At 76.6% G+C, this 13,709-nt stretch carries 14 protein-coding genes; 8 read left to right on the top strand and 6 right to left on the bottom strand.

Going from position 1 to position 13,709, the window contains the following annotated elements; all coding sequences use genetic code 11:
• Nucleotides 1–45: 45 nt before the first annotated feature.
• Nucleotides 46–906 carry a siderophore-interacting protein gene (locus tag OO57_RS05165; RefSeq protein ID WP_033251039.1) on the bottom strand — a complete coding sequence of 287 codons (861 nt, stop codon included), beginning with the start codon at nt 904–906 and terminating at the stop codon, nt 46–48.
• An 11-nt stretch (nt 907–917) separates the two neighbouring features.
• A complete protein-coding gene (locus OO57_RS05160; protein WP_033251038.1) occupies nt 918–1,961 on the bottom strand; it encodes an ABC transporter substrate-binding protein in 1,044 nt (347 codons plus the stop codon).
• A gap of 176 nt (nt 1,962–2,137) precedes the next feature.
• Here OO57_RS05160 and OO57_RS05155 point away from each other — a divergent pair, with 176 nt between their 5' ends.
• The 4 genes from OO57_RS05155 (at nt 2,138) to OO57_RS05140 (ending at nt 5,647) form a co-directional block, all read left to right on the top strand.
• Nucleotides 2,138–3,169 carry a FecCD family ABC transporter permease gene (locus OO57_RS05155; RefSeq protein WP_033251037.1) on the top strand — a complete coding sequence of 344 codons (1,032 nt, stop codon included), beginning with the start codon at nt 2,138–2,140 and terminating at the stop codon, nt 3,167–3,169.
• Nucleotides 3,170–3,350: 181 nt separating this feature from the next.
• Complete coding sequence (locus OO57_RS05150; protein ID WP_033251036.1) at nt 3,351–4,376, top strand: FecCD family ABC transporter permease; 1,026 nt, start codon at nt 3,351–3,353, stop codon at nt 4,374–4,376.
• Between the two features lie 122 nt (nt 4,377–4,498).
• The gene (locus OO57_RS05145) at nt 4,499–5,311 is read left to right on the top strand and encodes an ABC transporter ATP-binding protein (RefSeq protein WP_033251069.1); all 813 of its coding nucleotides are present in this window, start codon (nt 4,499–4,501) and stop codon (nt 5,309–5,311) included.
• A 111-nt stretch (nt 5,312–5,422) separates the two neighbouring features.
• Nucleotides 5,423–5,647, top strand: a complete 225-nt coding sequence (locus OO57_RS05140; protein WP_033251035.1) for a hypothetical protein — start codon at nt 5,423–5,425, stop codon at nt 5,645–5,647.
• Nucleotides 5,648–5,670: 23 nt separating this feature from the next.
• Here the strand turns inward: OO57_RS05140 and OO57_RS05135 are convergent, their stop codons facing one another.
• Nucleotides 5,671–8,070: a lysylphosphatidylglycerol synthase transmembrane domain-containing protein gene (locus tag OO57_RS05135; protein WP_033251034.1), complete on the bottom strand. Its 2,400-nt coding sequence runs from the start codon at nt 8,068–8,070 to the stop codon at nt 5,671–5,673.
• Nucleotides 8,071–8,276: 206 nt separating this feature from the next.
• On the opposite strand from OO57_RS05135, the gene OO57_RS05130 reads away from it, so the two are divergent.
• Nucleotides 8,277–8,561, top strand: coding sequence for a hypothetical protein (locus OO57_RS05130; protein WP_033251033.1), 285 nt, complete (start codon nt 8,277–8,279; stop codon nt 8,559–8,561).
• A gap of 95 nt (nt 8,562–8,656) precedes the next feature.
• Complete coding sequence (locus OO57_RS05125) at nt 8,657–9,151, top strand: NUDIX domain-containing protein (protein WP_033251032.1); 495 nt, start codon at nt 8,657–8,659, stop codon at nt 9,149–9,151.
• 74 nt (nt 9,152–9,225) lie between these two features.
• Here the strand turns inward: OO57_RS05125 and OO57_RS05120 are convergent, their stop codons facing one another.
• From OO57_RS05120 to OO57_RS05110, 3 genes are all read right to left on the bottom strand, one after another.
• The gene (locus OO57_RS05120) at nt 9,226–9,921 is read right to left on the bottom strand and encodes a class I SAM-dependent DNA methyltransferase (protein WP_033251031.1); all 696 of its coding nucleotides are present in this window, start codon (nt 9,919–9,921) and stop codon (nt 9,226–9,228) included.
• 111 nt (nt 9,922–10,032) lie between these two features.
• Nucleotides 10,033–10,749, bottom strand: coding sequence for a tyrosine-protein phosphatase (locus OO57_RS05115; protein WP_033251030.1), 717 nt, complete (start codon nt 10,747–10,749; stop codon nt 10,033–10,035).
• 112 nt (nt 10,750–10,861) lie between these two features.
• Nucleotides 10,862–11,560: a DUF4304 domain-containing protein gene (locus OO57_RS05110; RefSeq protein WP_033251029.1), complete on the bottom strand. Its 699-nt coding sequence runs from the start codon at nt 11,558–11,560 to the stop codon at nt 10,862–10,864.
• 352 nt (nt 11,561–11,912) lie between these two features.
• On the opposite strand from OO57_RS05110, the gene OO57_RS05105 reads away from it, so the two are divergent.
• Together OO57_RS05105 and OO57_RS05100 are read left to right on the top strand one after the other, a co-directional pair.
• On the top strand, nt 11,913–12,671 hold the full coding sequence (locus OO57_RS05105; protein ID WP_234337225.1) for an RNA polymerase sigma factor: 759 nt from the start codon (nt 11,913–11,915) through the stop codon (nt 12,669–12,671).
• A complete protein-coding gene (locus tag OO57_RS05100) occupies nt 12,668–13,540 on the top strand; it encodes a hypothetical protein (protein WP_033251027.1) in 873 nt (290 codons plus the stop codon). Before OO57_RS05105 ends, OO57_RS05100 begins: the two co-directional genes overlap by 4 nt.
• The last annotated feature ends 169 nt before the right edge of the window (nt 13,541–13,709 follow it).

The raw sequence follows: 13,709 nt of genomic DNA, 5'->3' as shown, positions 1-13,709 counted from the left end.
GAGGGGAGGAGGGGGGAGGGGAGGGGAGGAAGAGGGGGAACGGGGTCAGGACGGGTCGGCGTACGCCTCCTCGCGCAGCCGGTCCTCGGAGGCGCCGCGTCGCCAGTAGCCGGAGAAGGCCACCGCCCGCCGGTCGACGCCGCGTTCGCGCACCAGGTGTCGGCGCAGTTCCTTGACGGTGCCGGACTCCCCGGCGATCCACGCGTACGGGGCGCCGTCGGGCAGTTCGGCGGCCCGCAGGGCGGGCAGCAGGCCGGAGGGGGCGCCGGGGGCGCGGACCAGCCAGGTGAGGTCGACGCCGTCGGGGGCGGGCAGGTCCTGGACGTCGGCGGCGTCCGGCACCTCGATCCAGGCCAGGACTCGGGTGCCGGCCGGCAGCCACTCCAGGATGCCGCCGACCGCGGGCAGCGCCGTCTCGTCGGCGAGCAGCAGGACGAAGTCGGCGTCCGCGGGCGGTCGGAAGGAGACCGAGCGGTTGTCGGCGACGGCCGGTCCGAGCAGCACCACCCGCGCGCCGGGCCCGGCCGTCGAGGCCCAGGTGGTGGCCGGTCCGGCGTCCGCCCCGACCCCGTGCAGCGCGAAGTCGACGTCCACCTCGGGCGGTTCGGCACCGCTTCCGCCCCCGCCCCGCTGCGCGCGGATCGTGTAGGAGCGCATCACGGCCCGTTCGTCCGCCGGGATCGCCCGCCAGGCCGCGAACCAGCCCTCGCCCTCCGCGTACGGCAGGTTCGGCTCGTCCTGCCCGGGCTGCGGCAGGAACAGCGAGAAGGACTGGTCGCGCCCGCCGCTCGCGAACGCGCGCAGCGCCTCGCCGCCGAAGGTGACCCGCAGCAGGGTCGGGCCGAGGCGGCGGGTACGCACCACGTGGGCGGGGAAGAAGTCGTACTCCTGGGCGAGGTCGCTCATCGGACGGTCCTTCAGCTCAGCTTGCGGGACTTCTGGATCGCGGCGGTCAGCCGCTCGATCAGCGGGGCGAACCCGGCGTACGAGAAGCGCGGCACCGCGTCCCAGGGGGTGATCTGCTCGGCCTTGACGGCGGGCAGCTGGCCCCAGGCGGGCTTGGCGGTCAGGTCCTTGGGCTGGAGGGCGGTGGAGCGCTGGTCGAGCAGCAGCAGGTCGGCCGGGTACTTGCCCGCGTTCTCCCAGCTCAGGCCCTCGTAGTAGTCGCCGCCGTCGGTCTTCTCCGGCTGGATGAACTCGACGCCCAGCTCGGCGAAGTAGATCAGGTCGCAGGAGATCTTCGGGTTGGAGACGTAGAACAGGTCGGCGCTGCCGGAGCAGGCCATCACCTTGACGCCGCCCGCGGCCTTGACGGCCTGCCGCAGTTCCTCGGAGGCCTTCTCGAAGCGGGCCTTGGCGTCGACGACCGGCTGCGCCTTGAGGTCCGCGCCGAGCGACTCGGCGAGCTTGGCGTAGTGCTCGATCGGCTGGGTGATGGTCACCCGGCCGGTGGAGACCAGCGCCTGCGGGGCGAGCTGGAGGATCTTGTCCTTGGACTCGTCCGGCACGTACCAGTACGCGCCCGGGTCGTACATGTGTGTCACCAGCAGTTCGGGGCGCAGCGCCGCGTACTTCTCGATCGAGAACTCGCCCCAGGCGTTGCCGATGATCTCGATCTTGTCCACGTCGAGGCTGCCGGCCTGCGGGTCGGCCTTGCCGTCGGCCGCCTTGGTCTCGCCGAAGACGCCGACCAGCTGCTTGTCCAGGCCGAAGTCGGCGAGCGCGGCGGCGGCGCCGGTGAAGGCGACCACCCGGGTGGGCGTGGTCTTGGCGGTGACGGTCTGCGGGCGGTCGTCGGTGAAGGTCCAGGGGCCGCCGCCCGCCGCGTCCCCGGAGCCGGAGCCGGAGCCACCGGTCGCCTTGTCGCCGGAGGATCCGCAGGCGGCGAGCACCGCGCCGAGGGCGGTGGCTCCGCCCGCGGCGAGCAGGCCGCGGCGGGTCAGGCGGGGGGAAGACGACATGGCGGTACCTCGGTTCGGGCGCTTCGGGGCAGGGGGGAGCTGCACGTCGGTGGGGGTGCCGAGGTGCGGTACCCGGCGGTGGCCGCCGGGCGTACGCAGGTTAACCTAACCTAAGTTGCGGTACGGAGAGCCCCCCGGGGCCCGCCGACCCGTCCCCCGACCCACCCGGAGCACCCTTGAGCACCACCGGCTCCCTCCCGACACCCGGCGCCGCCACCGCCCGCCGCGGCTCGCCCCGCGCGCTCGGCCTGGCCGCCGGGCTGCTCGTGCTGTTCGCCGTCCTGGTGCTCAGCCTCGGCCTCGGCGCCAGGCAGTTGAGCCCCGCCGAGGTCTGGCACGGACTCCTCGACCCGGACGCCCCCGGCTACACCGTCGTCCACCAGATGCGCCTGCCCCGCACCCTGCTCGGACTGCTCGCGGGCACCGCGCTCGGCCTGGCGGGCGGCGTCATGCAGGCCCTCACCCGCAACCCGCTCGCCGACCCCGGCCTGCTCGGCATCAACGCGGGCGCCTCCGCGGCCGTCGCCACCGCCGCCGCCCTGCTCGGCGTCACCTCCTTCACCGGCTACGTCTGGTGGGCGCTGGCCGGTGCGGCCCTGGTCTCCGTCCTGGTGTACGCCGTCGGCGGCGGACGCGGCGCGACCCCCGCCCGGCTCGCCCTGGCCGGGGCCGCGCTCAACGCCACCCTGTACTCGTACGTCAGCGCCGTGATGCTGCTGGACACCGCCTCGCTCGACAAGATGCGCTTCTGGACGGTCGGTTCGCTGGCCAGCGCCCAGACCTCCACCGTGCTCGGCATCCTGCCGTTCGTCGCCGTCGGCGCCCTGCTCGCGCTCGGCCTGGCCCGCCCGCTCAACGCGCTCGCGCTCGGCGACGACGCGGCCCGGGCACTGGGGGCCAGGCCGGCCGCGGTCCGCGCGGCCGCGATCGCCGCCGTCACCCTGCTGTGCGGGGCGGCCACCGCCGCGTGCGGCCCGATCGTCTTCGTCGGCCTGATGGTCCCGCACCTGGTCCGCGCCCTCACCGGCCCCGACCTGCGCTGGCTGCTGCCGTACTGCGCCGTCCTGGCCCCCGTCCTGCTGCTCGGCGCCGACGTCCTCGGCCGCGTCCTGGGCCGCCCCGGCGAGCTGCAGGTCGGCATCGTCACGGCCGTCCTCGGCGGCCCGTTCTTCCTGTACTTCGCACGACGGGGGAAGGCCCGCGCATGAGGACGACGACACGAACCCCGCGGCCCGCGACCTGCGCGGGGGCGTCCCGGACGCCTGCGGCGGGCGGGACGGTGCCGGGGACGCGGCCCGCGGCCGACCGGTGGGCGGACGCGGTGGTGGTGACGGGCACGGTGGTTGTGACGAGTGCAGTGGTCGTGACGGGTGGCGGGGAGGTGCGGGCGTGAGGACGTTGCGGGTTGCCCGGTTCTCGGTGCGGTACCGGCCGCGGGGGCTGGCCGTGTGCGTGGCGGCGCTGGTGGTTGCGGCGGTGGTCGCGGTGCTGGCGCTCGGGCGCGGCGACTACCCGATCGCGCCCGGCGAGGTGGTGCGGGCGCTGCTCGGCGACGGCGGCCCCGCCGAGGACTTCGTGGTCAACCAGTTGCGGCTGCCCCGGGTCGTCACCGCGCTGCTGGTCGGTGCGGCGCTGGCGCTCGCCGGGGCGCTGTTCCAGACGCTGGTGCGCAACCCGCTGGGCAGCCCGGACATCCTCGGCTTCACCCAGGGAGCGGCCACCGGCGCGCTGCTCGTGGTGGTCGCGGGCGGGTCGAGCGCCGTGCTGGCGGGCGGCGCGGTCGCGGGCGGGCTGGTCACCGGCGCGCTGATCTACGCGCTGGCCTGGCGCGGCGGCGTGCAGGGCGCCCGGCTGGTGCTGGTCGGCATCGGGACGGCCGCGATCCTCACCGGCGTCAACGGCTACCTGCTGACCCGCACCCAGCTGATGGACGCCGCCCGCGCGGTGCTCTGGCTGACCGGCAGCCTGGACGGCCGCGGCTGGGAGCAGGCCCGCCCGCTGGTGCTCGCGCTGGCCGTGCTCGTCCCGCTGGTGCTGCTCGGCTGCGGGCCCGCGCTGCGCGTCCTGGAGCTGGGCGACGACGCGGCGAGCGGCCTGGGCGTGCGCCCCGAGCGGCTGCGGATGGTGCTGCTGGGCGCGGCCGTGCTGCTCGCCTCGCTGGCCGCGGCGGCCGCCGGTCCGGTCAACTTCCTGGCCCTGACCGCCCCCCAGCTGGCCCGCCGGATCACCCGCTCGCCGGGCCCGAACCTGGCCGCGTCGATGTGCACCGGCGCCGCGCTGCTGGTCACCGCGGACTTCGCCGCCCAGCACCTGTTCGGCGACCGCCAGTTGCCGGTCGGCGTGGTCACCGGCGTCCTCGGCGGCGGCTACCTGGTCTGGCTGCTCGCCACCCAGCGCCGGGCCGGCCGCCTGTGAACGAGCCGTCCGAGCACCCGTCCCCGCACGTCCCGGTGCAGCACCCGTCCCTGCCCGTCCCGGTGCAGGACCCGTCCGAGCACCCGTCCCCGCCCGTCCCGTCGTCCCGAACGGAGCCCCCGATGGCCCAGCCCGAGCCGCGCCTGGCCGGCCGCGACCTGACCCTCGCCTACGACAAGCGCACCATCGCCGAGGGCCTCACCGTGGACATCCCCGACCACTCCTTCACCGTGGTGGTCGGCCCGAACGCCTGCGGCAAGTCCACCCTGCTGCGCGCGCTGTCCCGCACGCTCAAGCCGGTCGCCGGGCAGGTGCTGCTGGACGGGCGGTCGATCGCCACGCTGCCCGCCAAGCAGGTCGCCCGCACCCTGGGCCTGCTCCCGCAGTCGTCGATCGCCCCGGACGGCATCACCGTCGCCGAACTGGTCTCCCGCGGCCGCTACCCGCACCAGGGCGTGCTGCGCCAGTGGTCGACCGAGGACGAGCGGGTGGTCGCCGAGGCGATGGCCGACACCGGCGTCGCGGAGCTCGCCGACCGGCCGGTGGACGAGCTCTCCGGCGGCCAGCGCCAGCGCGTCTGGATCGCCATGGCGCTGGCCCAGCAGACCCCGCTGCTGCTGCTCGACGAGCCCACCACCTACCTGGACATCGCGCACCAGATCGAGGTGCTCGACCTGTGCGCCCGCCTGCACGAGGAGCAGGGCCGCACCCTGGTCGCCGTCCTGCACGACCTCAACCAGGCCGCCCGCTACGCCACCCACCTGGTCGCCCTGCGCGACGGGAAGCTGGTCGCCGCCGGGCCGCCCGAGGAGGTGGTCACCGCCGAGCTCGTCGAGGAGGTCTTCCGGCTGCCCTGCCGGGTCGTCCCCGACCCCGAGACCGGCACCCCCCTGGTCGTGCCGTCCGCCAACCGCCGGGCCCCCGCGAAGGCCTGAGCCGCCCGCGTCCGGCCGGGCCCCGCCGAGGCCTGGCCCGCCCGGGCCCGGATGCGAGACCCGCCGCCGGAAAGGCTCGGGTTCCCGCCGGATCGGCCGGATACTGGCGGTATGCGTGCCAATGCGGAGAACCCGGAGTTTCCCGAGGACGACGACGAGCAGTCCCCGACCGTGCTGGAGGCCGCCGACGAGGAGCGGGCGGCGGCCGAGCCGGAGGTGGACGACCTGGAGGTGTTGCGGCAGCGGCGCGAGCGCGGCGCCGAGCCCGCGGACGAGGGCGACGCGGTGGAGCAGGTCCGGGAGGTCGGGCTGGAGGACGAGGACTACCGGGAGTAGCCCGTCCCCGGCCGCCCGCCGGGTCAGATCTGTTCGCGTCGCTTGAGCCAGGCGAAGGCGGCCCAGCCCGGCAGCACCGGCAGGATGAAGGTGAGCAGCCGGAACAGCAGCACGGAGGCCTGCGCGCTGGGGCCGTCGAGGTGCCCGGTGACCGCCAGCAGGTTGGGCATCAGCACCTCGACGCCGCCCAGGCCGCCGGGGGTGGGGAGCACGTTGCCCGCCGCGTTGCCGGCCAGGAAGGTCACCGCGACGGCGTCGAAGTCCGGGTGCTGGCCGACCGCGCGGGTGCAGCAGTACAGGCACACCACGAAGCACATCGACACCAGCAGCTGTCCGGCCACGCCGGTGGCGAGCCGTCCGGGCCGCTGGGCCAGGTCGAGCAGCCGGGGCAGCACCTCGGCGCGCAGCGGCCGCAGCAGGGTCTGGGCGCGCCGCCGCAGCGAGGGCACCGCGGCGACCGACACCGCGACGACCGCGGTGACCGCGCCGGCCAGCCAGAGCACCCAGCCGCTGGGCAGCGCGGAGCCCTCGCCGCCCGCCGCGGCGGCGTCCGCGCCGACCAGGGCGCTGAACACGGCGAGCTGCAGCATGTGCAGCAGCAGGCCGAACAGCTGGCTGACGCCGATGCTGGACATCGCCTGCGCGGTGGGGATGCCCGCGCACTGCAGGTAGCGGGTGTTCAGGGCGAGCCCGCCGACGCCGCCGGGCGCGACCACCTTGACGAAGGACCCGGCGGTCTGGACGGCCAGGGTGGAGCGGAAGGACAGCTTCTCGGGGACGAAGCCGCTGAACGCGAAGCTCGCCACCGGGTAGCTGACCGCGGCCCACAGCGCGGCGCCGGCCAGCCAGAGCGGGTCGGCGCCGGAGACCACCGCGACCGGGTTGGGGAGCCGCAGCAGCACGTACCCGACCGCGACGCAGGCGACGATGGTGAGCAGGGTGCGCGGGCGCAGCCGCTCCAGCCGGACGGGCACGGCGGTGGCCTGCGGCATCCGGCGCTGCACCTCGGCGCGCAGGTCGGCGGCCAGGTCCTTGTGCCGGGCGAGGGCGTCCCGGGTGCGGCGGGCCAGGGCGATCGGCTGCAGCAGCGGCAGCGCGGCGCCGACCGGCCCGGGCCCGAGGACCTCGATCGCGGCGCGCACCGCCCGCCGGGACCCGGCGTGCAGGGCGAGGACGACGAGCAGCCCGGCGACGTCCAGGCGCAGCAGCAGGTCGCTCGCGGCGATCTCGCCGCGGGCCAGCCCGACCAGGTGGACCTGGCCCTCGGCGTCCAGCAGCACGGTGCTGGGGGACAGCGAGCGGTGCGCGATCCGGCGGCGCTGCAGCAGCGCCAACTGCTGCCAGGCGTCGCGCAGTTCGGCGTCGGTGGGGCCGGTGGTGCCGGTGGGGCCTGCGGTGTCGGCGGGGCCTGCGGTGTCGGCGGTGTCCTCGCCGTCCTGGTCGGGGGCCTCGTCGAAGAGTTCGGCGAACGGCCGGGCGTCGATCCGCCGGTAGGCGACCAGGGCGCAGTCCGGGCCGAGTTCGACCACCGCGACGGGGGTGCGGGTGCGGGCCCCGGCGGCGGACGCGGCGTGGCCGAGCAGGGTCTGGTGCTCCAGCCCGGCGCGCAGCGGGCGCAGGCCGAGCGGGCGGGGCGCGGTGCGCAGCCGCAGCGCCAGCCACAGGTGGCCGAGCAGTCCGCTGGCCTGCGCGTACCGGTCGAGCAGGTGGACGTCCAGCTCGGGGCGGCCGTCGCGCTGGGTGACCAGGTAGCGGCTGGGGCCGAGGGCGAGCACCGCGGCCGGGCGGACGCCGGTGCCGGCCAGGGCGGCGGCGATCTGCTCCTCGGTGGGGGAGCCGACGGGCTCGCCGACGGCGTACCGGGCGGCGTGCGCGGCCGTCCAGCCGAGCAGCAGCGCCAGCACCAGCGACAGCGGCGTGGCGTACCCGGTGACCAGCCCGGACAGGGCGGACAGGCCGAGCGTGACGGCCAGGGCGGTGCGCCAGCGGCGCCGCCCGTCGGTGCCGACGGCGGTCATGAAGGCCAGCACCGGCGCGAGGTGCCCGTACACCGGGTCGGTGCGGCCGAGGCCGGCGGGCAGCGGGTGGGTGAGCGCGGTGAGGCTGCCCGCGAGCAGGTCCAGGCCGAGCGAGAGCCCGTACGCGAGGACGGCGGCCAGGACGCCGTCGGCGACCCGGCGGCCGCCCTCGCGCAGCACCCGGTCGACGGCGAAGCCGAGCGGCACGGTGAGCAGCGCGGCGCCGCACAGCGCGGCGGTGAGCTTGGCGGGCGGCCAGGGCATCAGCTCGACGCCGCGGGCCACGTCGCTGTCCAGGCCGAGCGCGGAGGAGCGGGCGTAGCCGGCCAGCAGCAGCACCAGCAGGATCCAGCACGTCCCGACGGCCGTCCGGATCAGCGCGGCGGGGTGCCGGACGCGGTCCACCCGCCGGGTCCTGGTCCGGCGCGGGGGCGGGGTCGTCCGGGACTCCCGGGATTCGTCGGCTTGTATCACCGTGGCCACGCGGCATGGTCCCACACCGGTACGACCGCGGCCGGGCCGTTCGGGCAAGGGGGACCGGACGCCCCGGAATATATCGGCGGATAACGGGAATATCGGTCTGGTGTAGGCCCGACGAAGGGAGATCGGCGATGACCGAGCGCTCGACCGACCGGACGGCCATGCTCCGTCGGGGCACCGAGGAACTGCTCGCGGAGCGCGGCATGATGGCCGAACCGGTGGCCCTCGCCCCGCAACTGCCCACCGGCACCGGTACCGCCCCCGACACCCGCAGCGGCCCGCACCACGGCGACGCGGTGTTCAGCCACGGCGGCCGCCGGACGCCGGAGACGGCGGGCCCCACCGCCGGGCCCGCCACCCACACCGAGCTGCCGGGGCACCGGCACCGCGGGGCGGAACGGCACTCCGCGCACTGAGGGCCGTCGGCCCGCGCACCGAGGGCCGTCTGGGGCCGGCCCGGCGGGGGTGGGAGAGTGGGGCCGCAAGCTCCCGCCCCCGCCGAAGGAGTGCCATGGCCGACGCCCCCGAATTCGCCTCCCGCGAGGAATGGCTCGCCTCCCTGCACCGCGTGTACGCCGCCGCGGGCTGCCTGATCACCGACCCCGACGGCCGCGTCCTGATCGTCAAGGCCGGGTACCGCGACGCCTGGCAGTTCGTCGGCGGCACCGTCGACCTCGGCGAGAACCCGCGGCAGTGCGCGACCCGCGAACTGCACGAGGAGACCGGCCTGCACCGCGAGGCCGGCGAACTCCTGGCCGTCGCCTGGACCAACCCCAGCGGCGAACTCGACCACCCCGCCTGCCACTTCCTCTTCGACCTCGGCACGTTCCCCGCCGACACCCCCGTCACCCTCCCGGCGGGCGAACTCGACGCCCACCGCTGGGCCCCCGTCCCCGAAGCGCTCGCCCTCCTCGGGCCCGCCCGCGCCCTCCGCCTCGAAGCGGGCCTCGCGGCGCGGGCGGACGGGCGCGCCCGGCTGGTGACCGCGCCCAACTCCGGCTTCTGAGGCCGGGGAGGACAAGGGCGCGGGGAACGGCGCGGCCGCTCGGCCGGTCCGTCCCCCGCGTCCGGGTCCTTTTCCTACGCCTTGCGCCAGACGTACGCCGCCGAGACCGGCTGGCCTCGGTGGCGCTCCCACTTGGGCTTGAGGGCCGTCCACCGGTCGCCGACGACCTCCTCCCGCATCTCGGCGAGCTGCCAGCCCGCGGCGAGGCCCGCGGTGAGGTGGTCGCTGACGAGGTGGACGTGGGTGGTGATGGCGATCGGGCCGTCGGGGCCGTCGTAGTGGGTGGGCATGCCCGCGGCCATGATGAAGGCGGGGTGGAGGCCGACCAGGGTGAACAGGCCGCCGGGGCGGACCAGGCGGTGGGCCTCGCGGTAGAGCGGGCCGAGGTCGGCGAGGTGCTCGTCGACGAGGGAGCAGGCGGCGAGGTCGTACTCGCCGCCGGGGAGGCCGGTGGCGGCGAGGTCGCCCTCCAGGAGGAGGCGGTGGGCGCCGCGGGCCTTCGCACGGGCGAGCATTTCGGGGGTGAGGTCGATGCCGTCGACGGCGGTGACGCCGCGGGCGCGCAGCCAGGCGCCGGTGCGGCCGGTGCCGCAGCCGAGGTCGACGGCGAGCCCGGCCTCGGCCCAGCGCGGGACGGCGAGTTGGGCCAGGACGTCGACGTCCATCGCGTCCTGGACCGTGTCCTCGTAGCTGTCGACCCACCCGGCGTAGCCGGTGCGGACGTCGACGGTGGGGTAACCGCGGGTGTCGAACAGGGAGAAGTCCGTCATGCCGCGCAGTATCGTCCGGGCCCGGACGGCCCGGCGAGCGATTATCGGGCCGGGGCGCCGGGGCCGTCCGGGGGCGTTCGAGGCCTCCGGGAGGACCGGAGGGGCAGAGGGTCAGCCGAGCAGGCGGGCCCGGACGGCGGCGACGTCCTCGGCGGGCAGCCACTGTTCGGCGTCGAACTCGGCGAGGACCTCGTGCAGGGCCTGCGCGGGGGTGGTGCCCGCGTCGGCGAGGACGCGGGCGATGCCGGCCTCCTCCTCGGGGCGGTCGAGGATGCTCCAGATCGGGCGGAGGTTCTCGGCGGAGAGCAGGTAGTCCTCGGCGATCGCGGCGGGGGTGGCCCCGGCGAGGGCGAGCAGGACGAGGGCGGCCAGGCCGGTGCGGTCGCGGCCCGCGCCGCAGTGCACGACGACGGCGCCGGGGCGGGCCCGGGCGACGGCGGCGACCAGTGCGGCGACGGCGGGACGGCAGTGGTCGAGGTAGGGGCGGAAGGACAGCGGGGTGCCGTCCAGGGCGCCGAACCGGGCCCACCAGTCGGGCCCGGCCAGGGCGTCGAGCGGGACGCGGACCAGGTCGATGCCGTCGGGGGCGGGCAGCAGCGGCCGGTACTCGGCGGCGTCGCGCAGGTCGACGACGGTGCGCACGCCGTACGCGAGCAGGGAGTTCTGGCCCTCGGCGGTGAGCCGGTCGAGGTTGTCGGCGCGGACCAGCGCGCCGGTGCGGGTGCGCCGGCCGTCCAGGGTGGGGAGCAGGCCGAGGTCGCGGACGTTCAGGCAGCCGTCCCAGTCGATCCGGCGTTCCTCGTGCGGTATCGCCGTGGTCCCCGTCATGCCAGCCCCCCGCTGTCCGTGCGCCCCACGCGGCGCCCCACGCGCCCCGTGCATTCCTTGCGTTCCTTGCGTACCGGTGGTGCACGCGCGCACCACCGCCACTGACAGGGACTCAGTCCGCTTCGGGACGGTTCCCGTCGTCGGCGGGGCGGAACTCCCAGAGCGTCCGGCCGAGGGTGTCGAGCACCCGGACGGTGCGGAACCGGGCGTCCCGGACGGAGAGGAAGCCGCGGGCGGCGCCGGCCAGGACGGCGTGCGCGGCCGGGTCGTGGCGGCTCCAGGCGCCGTGCAACTCCAGGGTTCTGTCGGTGAGTTCGGCGCGCTGGATGCGGGCGACGGCGGCCGCGGCGAGGGCGCCGTTGACGCCGTCGAGCTCGGCCTGGCCGAGGTAGTGCTCGCGTTCCTCGGCGCGCAGCCGGCGGCGCAGTTCGGGCAGGGCGTAGCCGCGGACGGCGGAGACCGAGTCCTCGACGGCGATCAGCCAGCGCGGCCCGGGCGCGACCTCCCACCAGACCTCGCCGCCGACCGGCAGCAGTTCGCCGATCGGGGAGCGCCAACGTTCCAGGCCGGTGGGGGAGTTGGCGTCGGGACGGATGCTCCGCCGGTCCCAGGAGGCCTTGTCGGTGACGGAGAGGTTGACGGTGTAGCGGACCAGCCCGTCGCCGGGCGCCGTCTGCACGCCGAGCACCGCCCAGCGGTCGCGGTCCGGCAGTGAGAAGGAGTGCCGCCAGCCCTGGAAGCCGAGCGCGCGCAGGGCGGGAGCGAAGTGGTCGCGGATCCCGGTCGTGTACAGCTCCTGGGCGGTGCGCATGCCGGCTCCGGCCTCCTCGGTCAACGGCGAAAATGAGGCGGATTGCCCCGTATTTGCACGGTATGGCGGAAGGGCGGGGGCGAACCGCGGGCGAAGGACAGCAGCGGACGGGACGAAGGTCGGCCCGCCGCGGGCCCCTCGTCCCGGCCGGACGGGAGCAGTGGCGGACGCGCGCAGTCGACGACGCGTGCGGCTGACGGGCCGTCGCGTCGCACTGCGTCCGCAACGCGTCCGCCCCGGGCCACCACCGGCCCGCCGCCGGGCCACCACCGGCCCGCCGTCGGGCCACCACCGGCCCGCCGTCGGCCGGGCGCCGCCCCGGAGGTGGGAGCGTTCCCCCGGATGGCGCATGATGTGGCGGGTGCACAGAGCTGAACACCACGGGGCGGATGCCGGGCACCGGCTCGATCCTCCGAAGGCACCGGACCGCCCGCCCGCCGGGCCGTCCACCCGGCGGGCCGACCTCGCGACGGCCGTCCGCGCCGCCCAGGAGGGCGACGAGGAGGCGTTCCGGGTCCTGTTCCGGGCCGTCCAGCCGGGGCTGCTGCGCTACCTGCGGGTGCTGGTCGGCGGCCGGGCCGAGGACGCCGAGGACATCGCCTCCGAGGCCTGGCTGCAGATCGCCCGCGACCTGCCGACCTTCCGCGGCGACGCGGACGGGTTCCGCGGCTGGGCCGCGACGGTCGCCCGCAACCGGGCCATGGACCACCTGCGCCGGGTGCGCCGCCGCCCGGTCGCCGACCTGCCGGTGGAGTACCTGGCCGAGCTGGCCGCCGCCGAGGACACCGCGGGCCAGGCGATGGCCACCGTCGCGACCTCCGACGCGCTCGCGCTGATCGCCTCGCTGCCGCCGGACCAGGCCGAGGCGGTGCTGCTGCGGGTGGTGCTCGGGCTGGACGCGGAGAGCGCCGCGAAGGTGCTCGGCAAGCGCTCCGGCAGCGTCCGGATGGCCGCCCACCGGGGGCTCAAGCGGCTGGCCAAGGTGCTGGAGCAGAGCGGGGGAGCGGCCGCCGGGGTGCCCCGCCAGGGGGCCTGGAGGACGGCCGGGGAAAAAATTTCCGCGCAGGGTGTGACACCGGCGCAGGTGCCGACGCTGAAGGACATGAGATGAGCACCAACCGATCCCGCCGGATCGATCGCGCCGCCGCCGAGCACCTGCTCGGCGGTGTCACGGTCGACCCGGAGGCCGGTCAGGACCCCTCCACCGGGCAGCCGTCCGCGCCAGGACGGCCGGAGCTCGCCGCCCTGCTCGCCGCCGCTGCGACGAGCGAGGCGGCCGGCGACGGCCCGCTGCCCGGTGAGGAGGGGGCCCTGGCCGCGTTCCGGCAGGCTCGTCGCCAGCCGGCCCCCCAGCAGCACCGGAGACGAAAGATGGCGGACAGCGCGCTCGCGCGGGCCCTCAGCGCGAAGGCCGTGGCCGTCGCGCTGGGCGTGACCGCCGTGGGCGGCGTCGCGGTCGCGGCCTCCACCGGTCGGCTGCCGGAGGTGCTGGGCGGTCCCGCCCCGGCCCCGTCGGCCGCCAGCGCCGCACCCGCCCCGTCGACCGGGGAGCCGGAGAGCCCGTCCGCGAGCCCCGACGCCGGGCGCACCGGCCGGCCGACCGCGGGGGCGAGCCGCTCCGGCGTCCCGGCCCGGCCCTCCGCCCGGCCCTCCGCGGGCCCTGCCGACCTGCCGGAGCTGGAGCAGCTCTGCGAGGGCTTCGCCGGCCGGGTCGCGGGCGGCAGCAGGCCGAAGGACGCGGCCGCCGATCCGGCGCTGGCCGAGCTGCTGCGGGCGGCTGGTGCGCCGGAGAAGGTGCCCGCCTACTGCACGCTGCTGTCCGCGCACGGCTGGGAGCAGCCGGGCGGGGGCGACCGCGGGAGGGCCACGGCCGTCCCGAGCAGGTCCGCGTCGCCGTCGCCGTCGGCCACCTCCTCGTCCGGCCGGACGGGGCGCACCGAGACCGACCGCCCGTCCGTCGGGGGGAACGGCCAGGACTGACACCGAACTCCGGTCGGACCGCGGGCTCCCCCGGGCCCCCGTCCGACCGGGCACCGCCTCCGGGCGGCCGACGGGCCCCTGTACCCGTCGTCCGCCCGGACCGACTCCGGACGGGCGGCGGGCTCCCCCGGGCCCGCGTCCGTCCGGGACAGCTCCGACCGGCCGACGA

It is taken from the genome of Kitasatospora phosalacinea, from assembly GCF_000717185.1.
GTDB lineage: Bacteria > Actinomycetota > Actinomycetes > Streptomycetales > Streptomycetaceae > Kitasatospora > Kitasatospora phosalacinea_A.
Note: the sequence above shows the minus strand (reverse complement) of the source record. Positions and strands in the feature narration are given on the sequence as shown.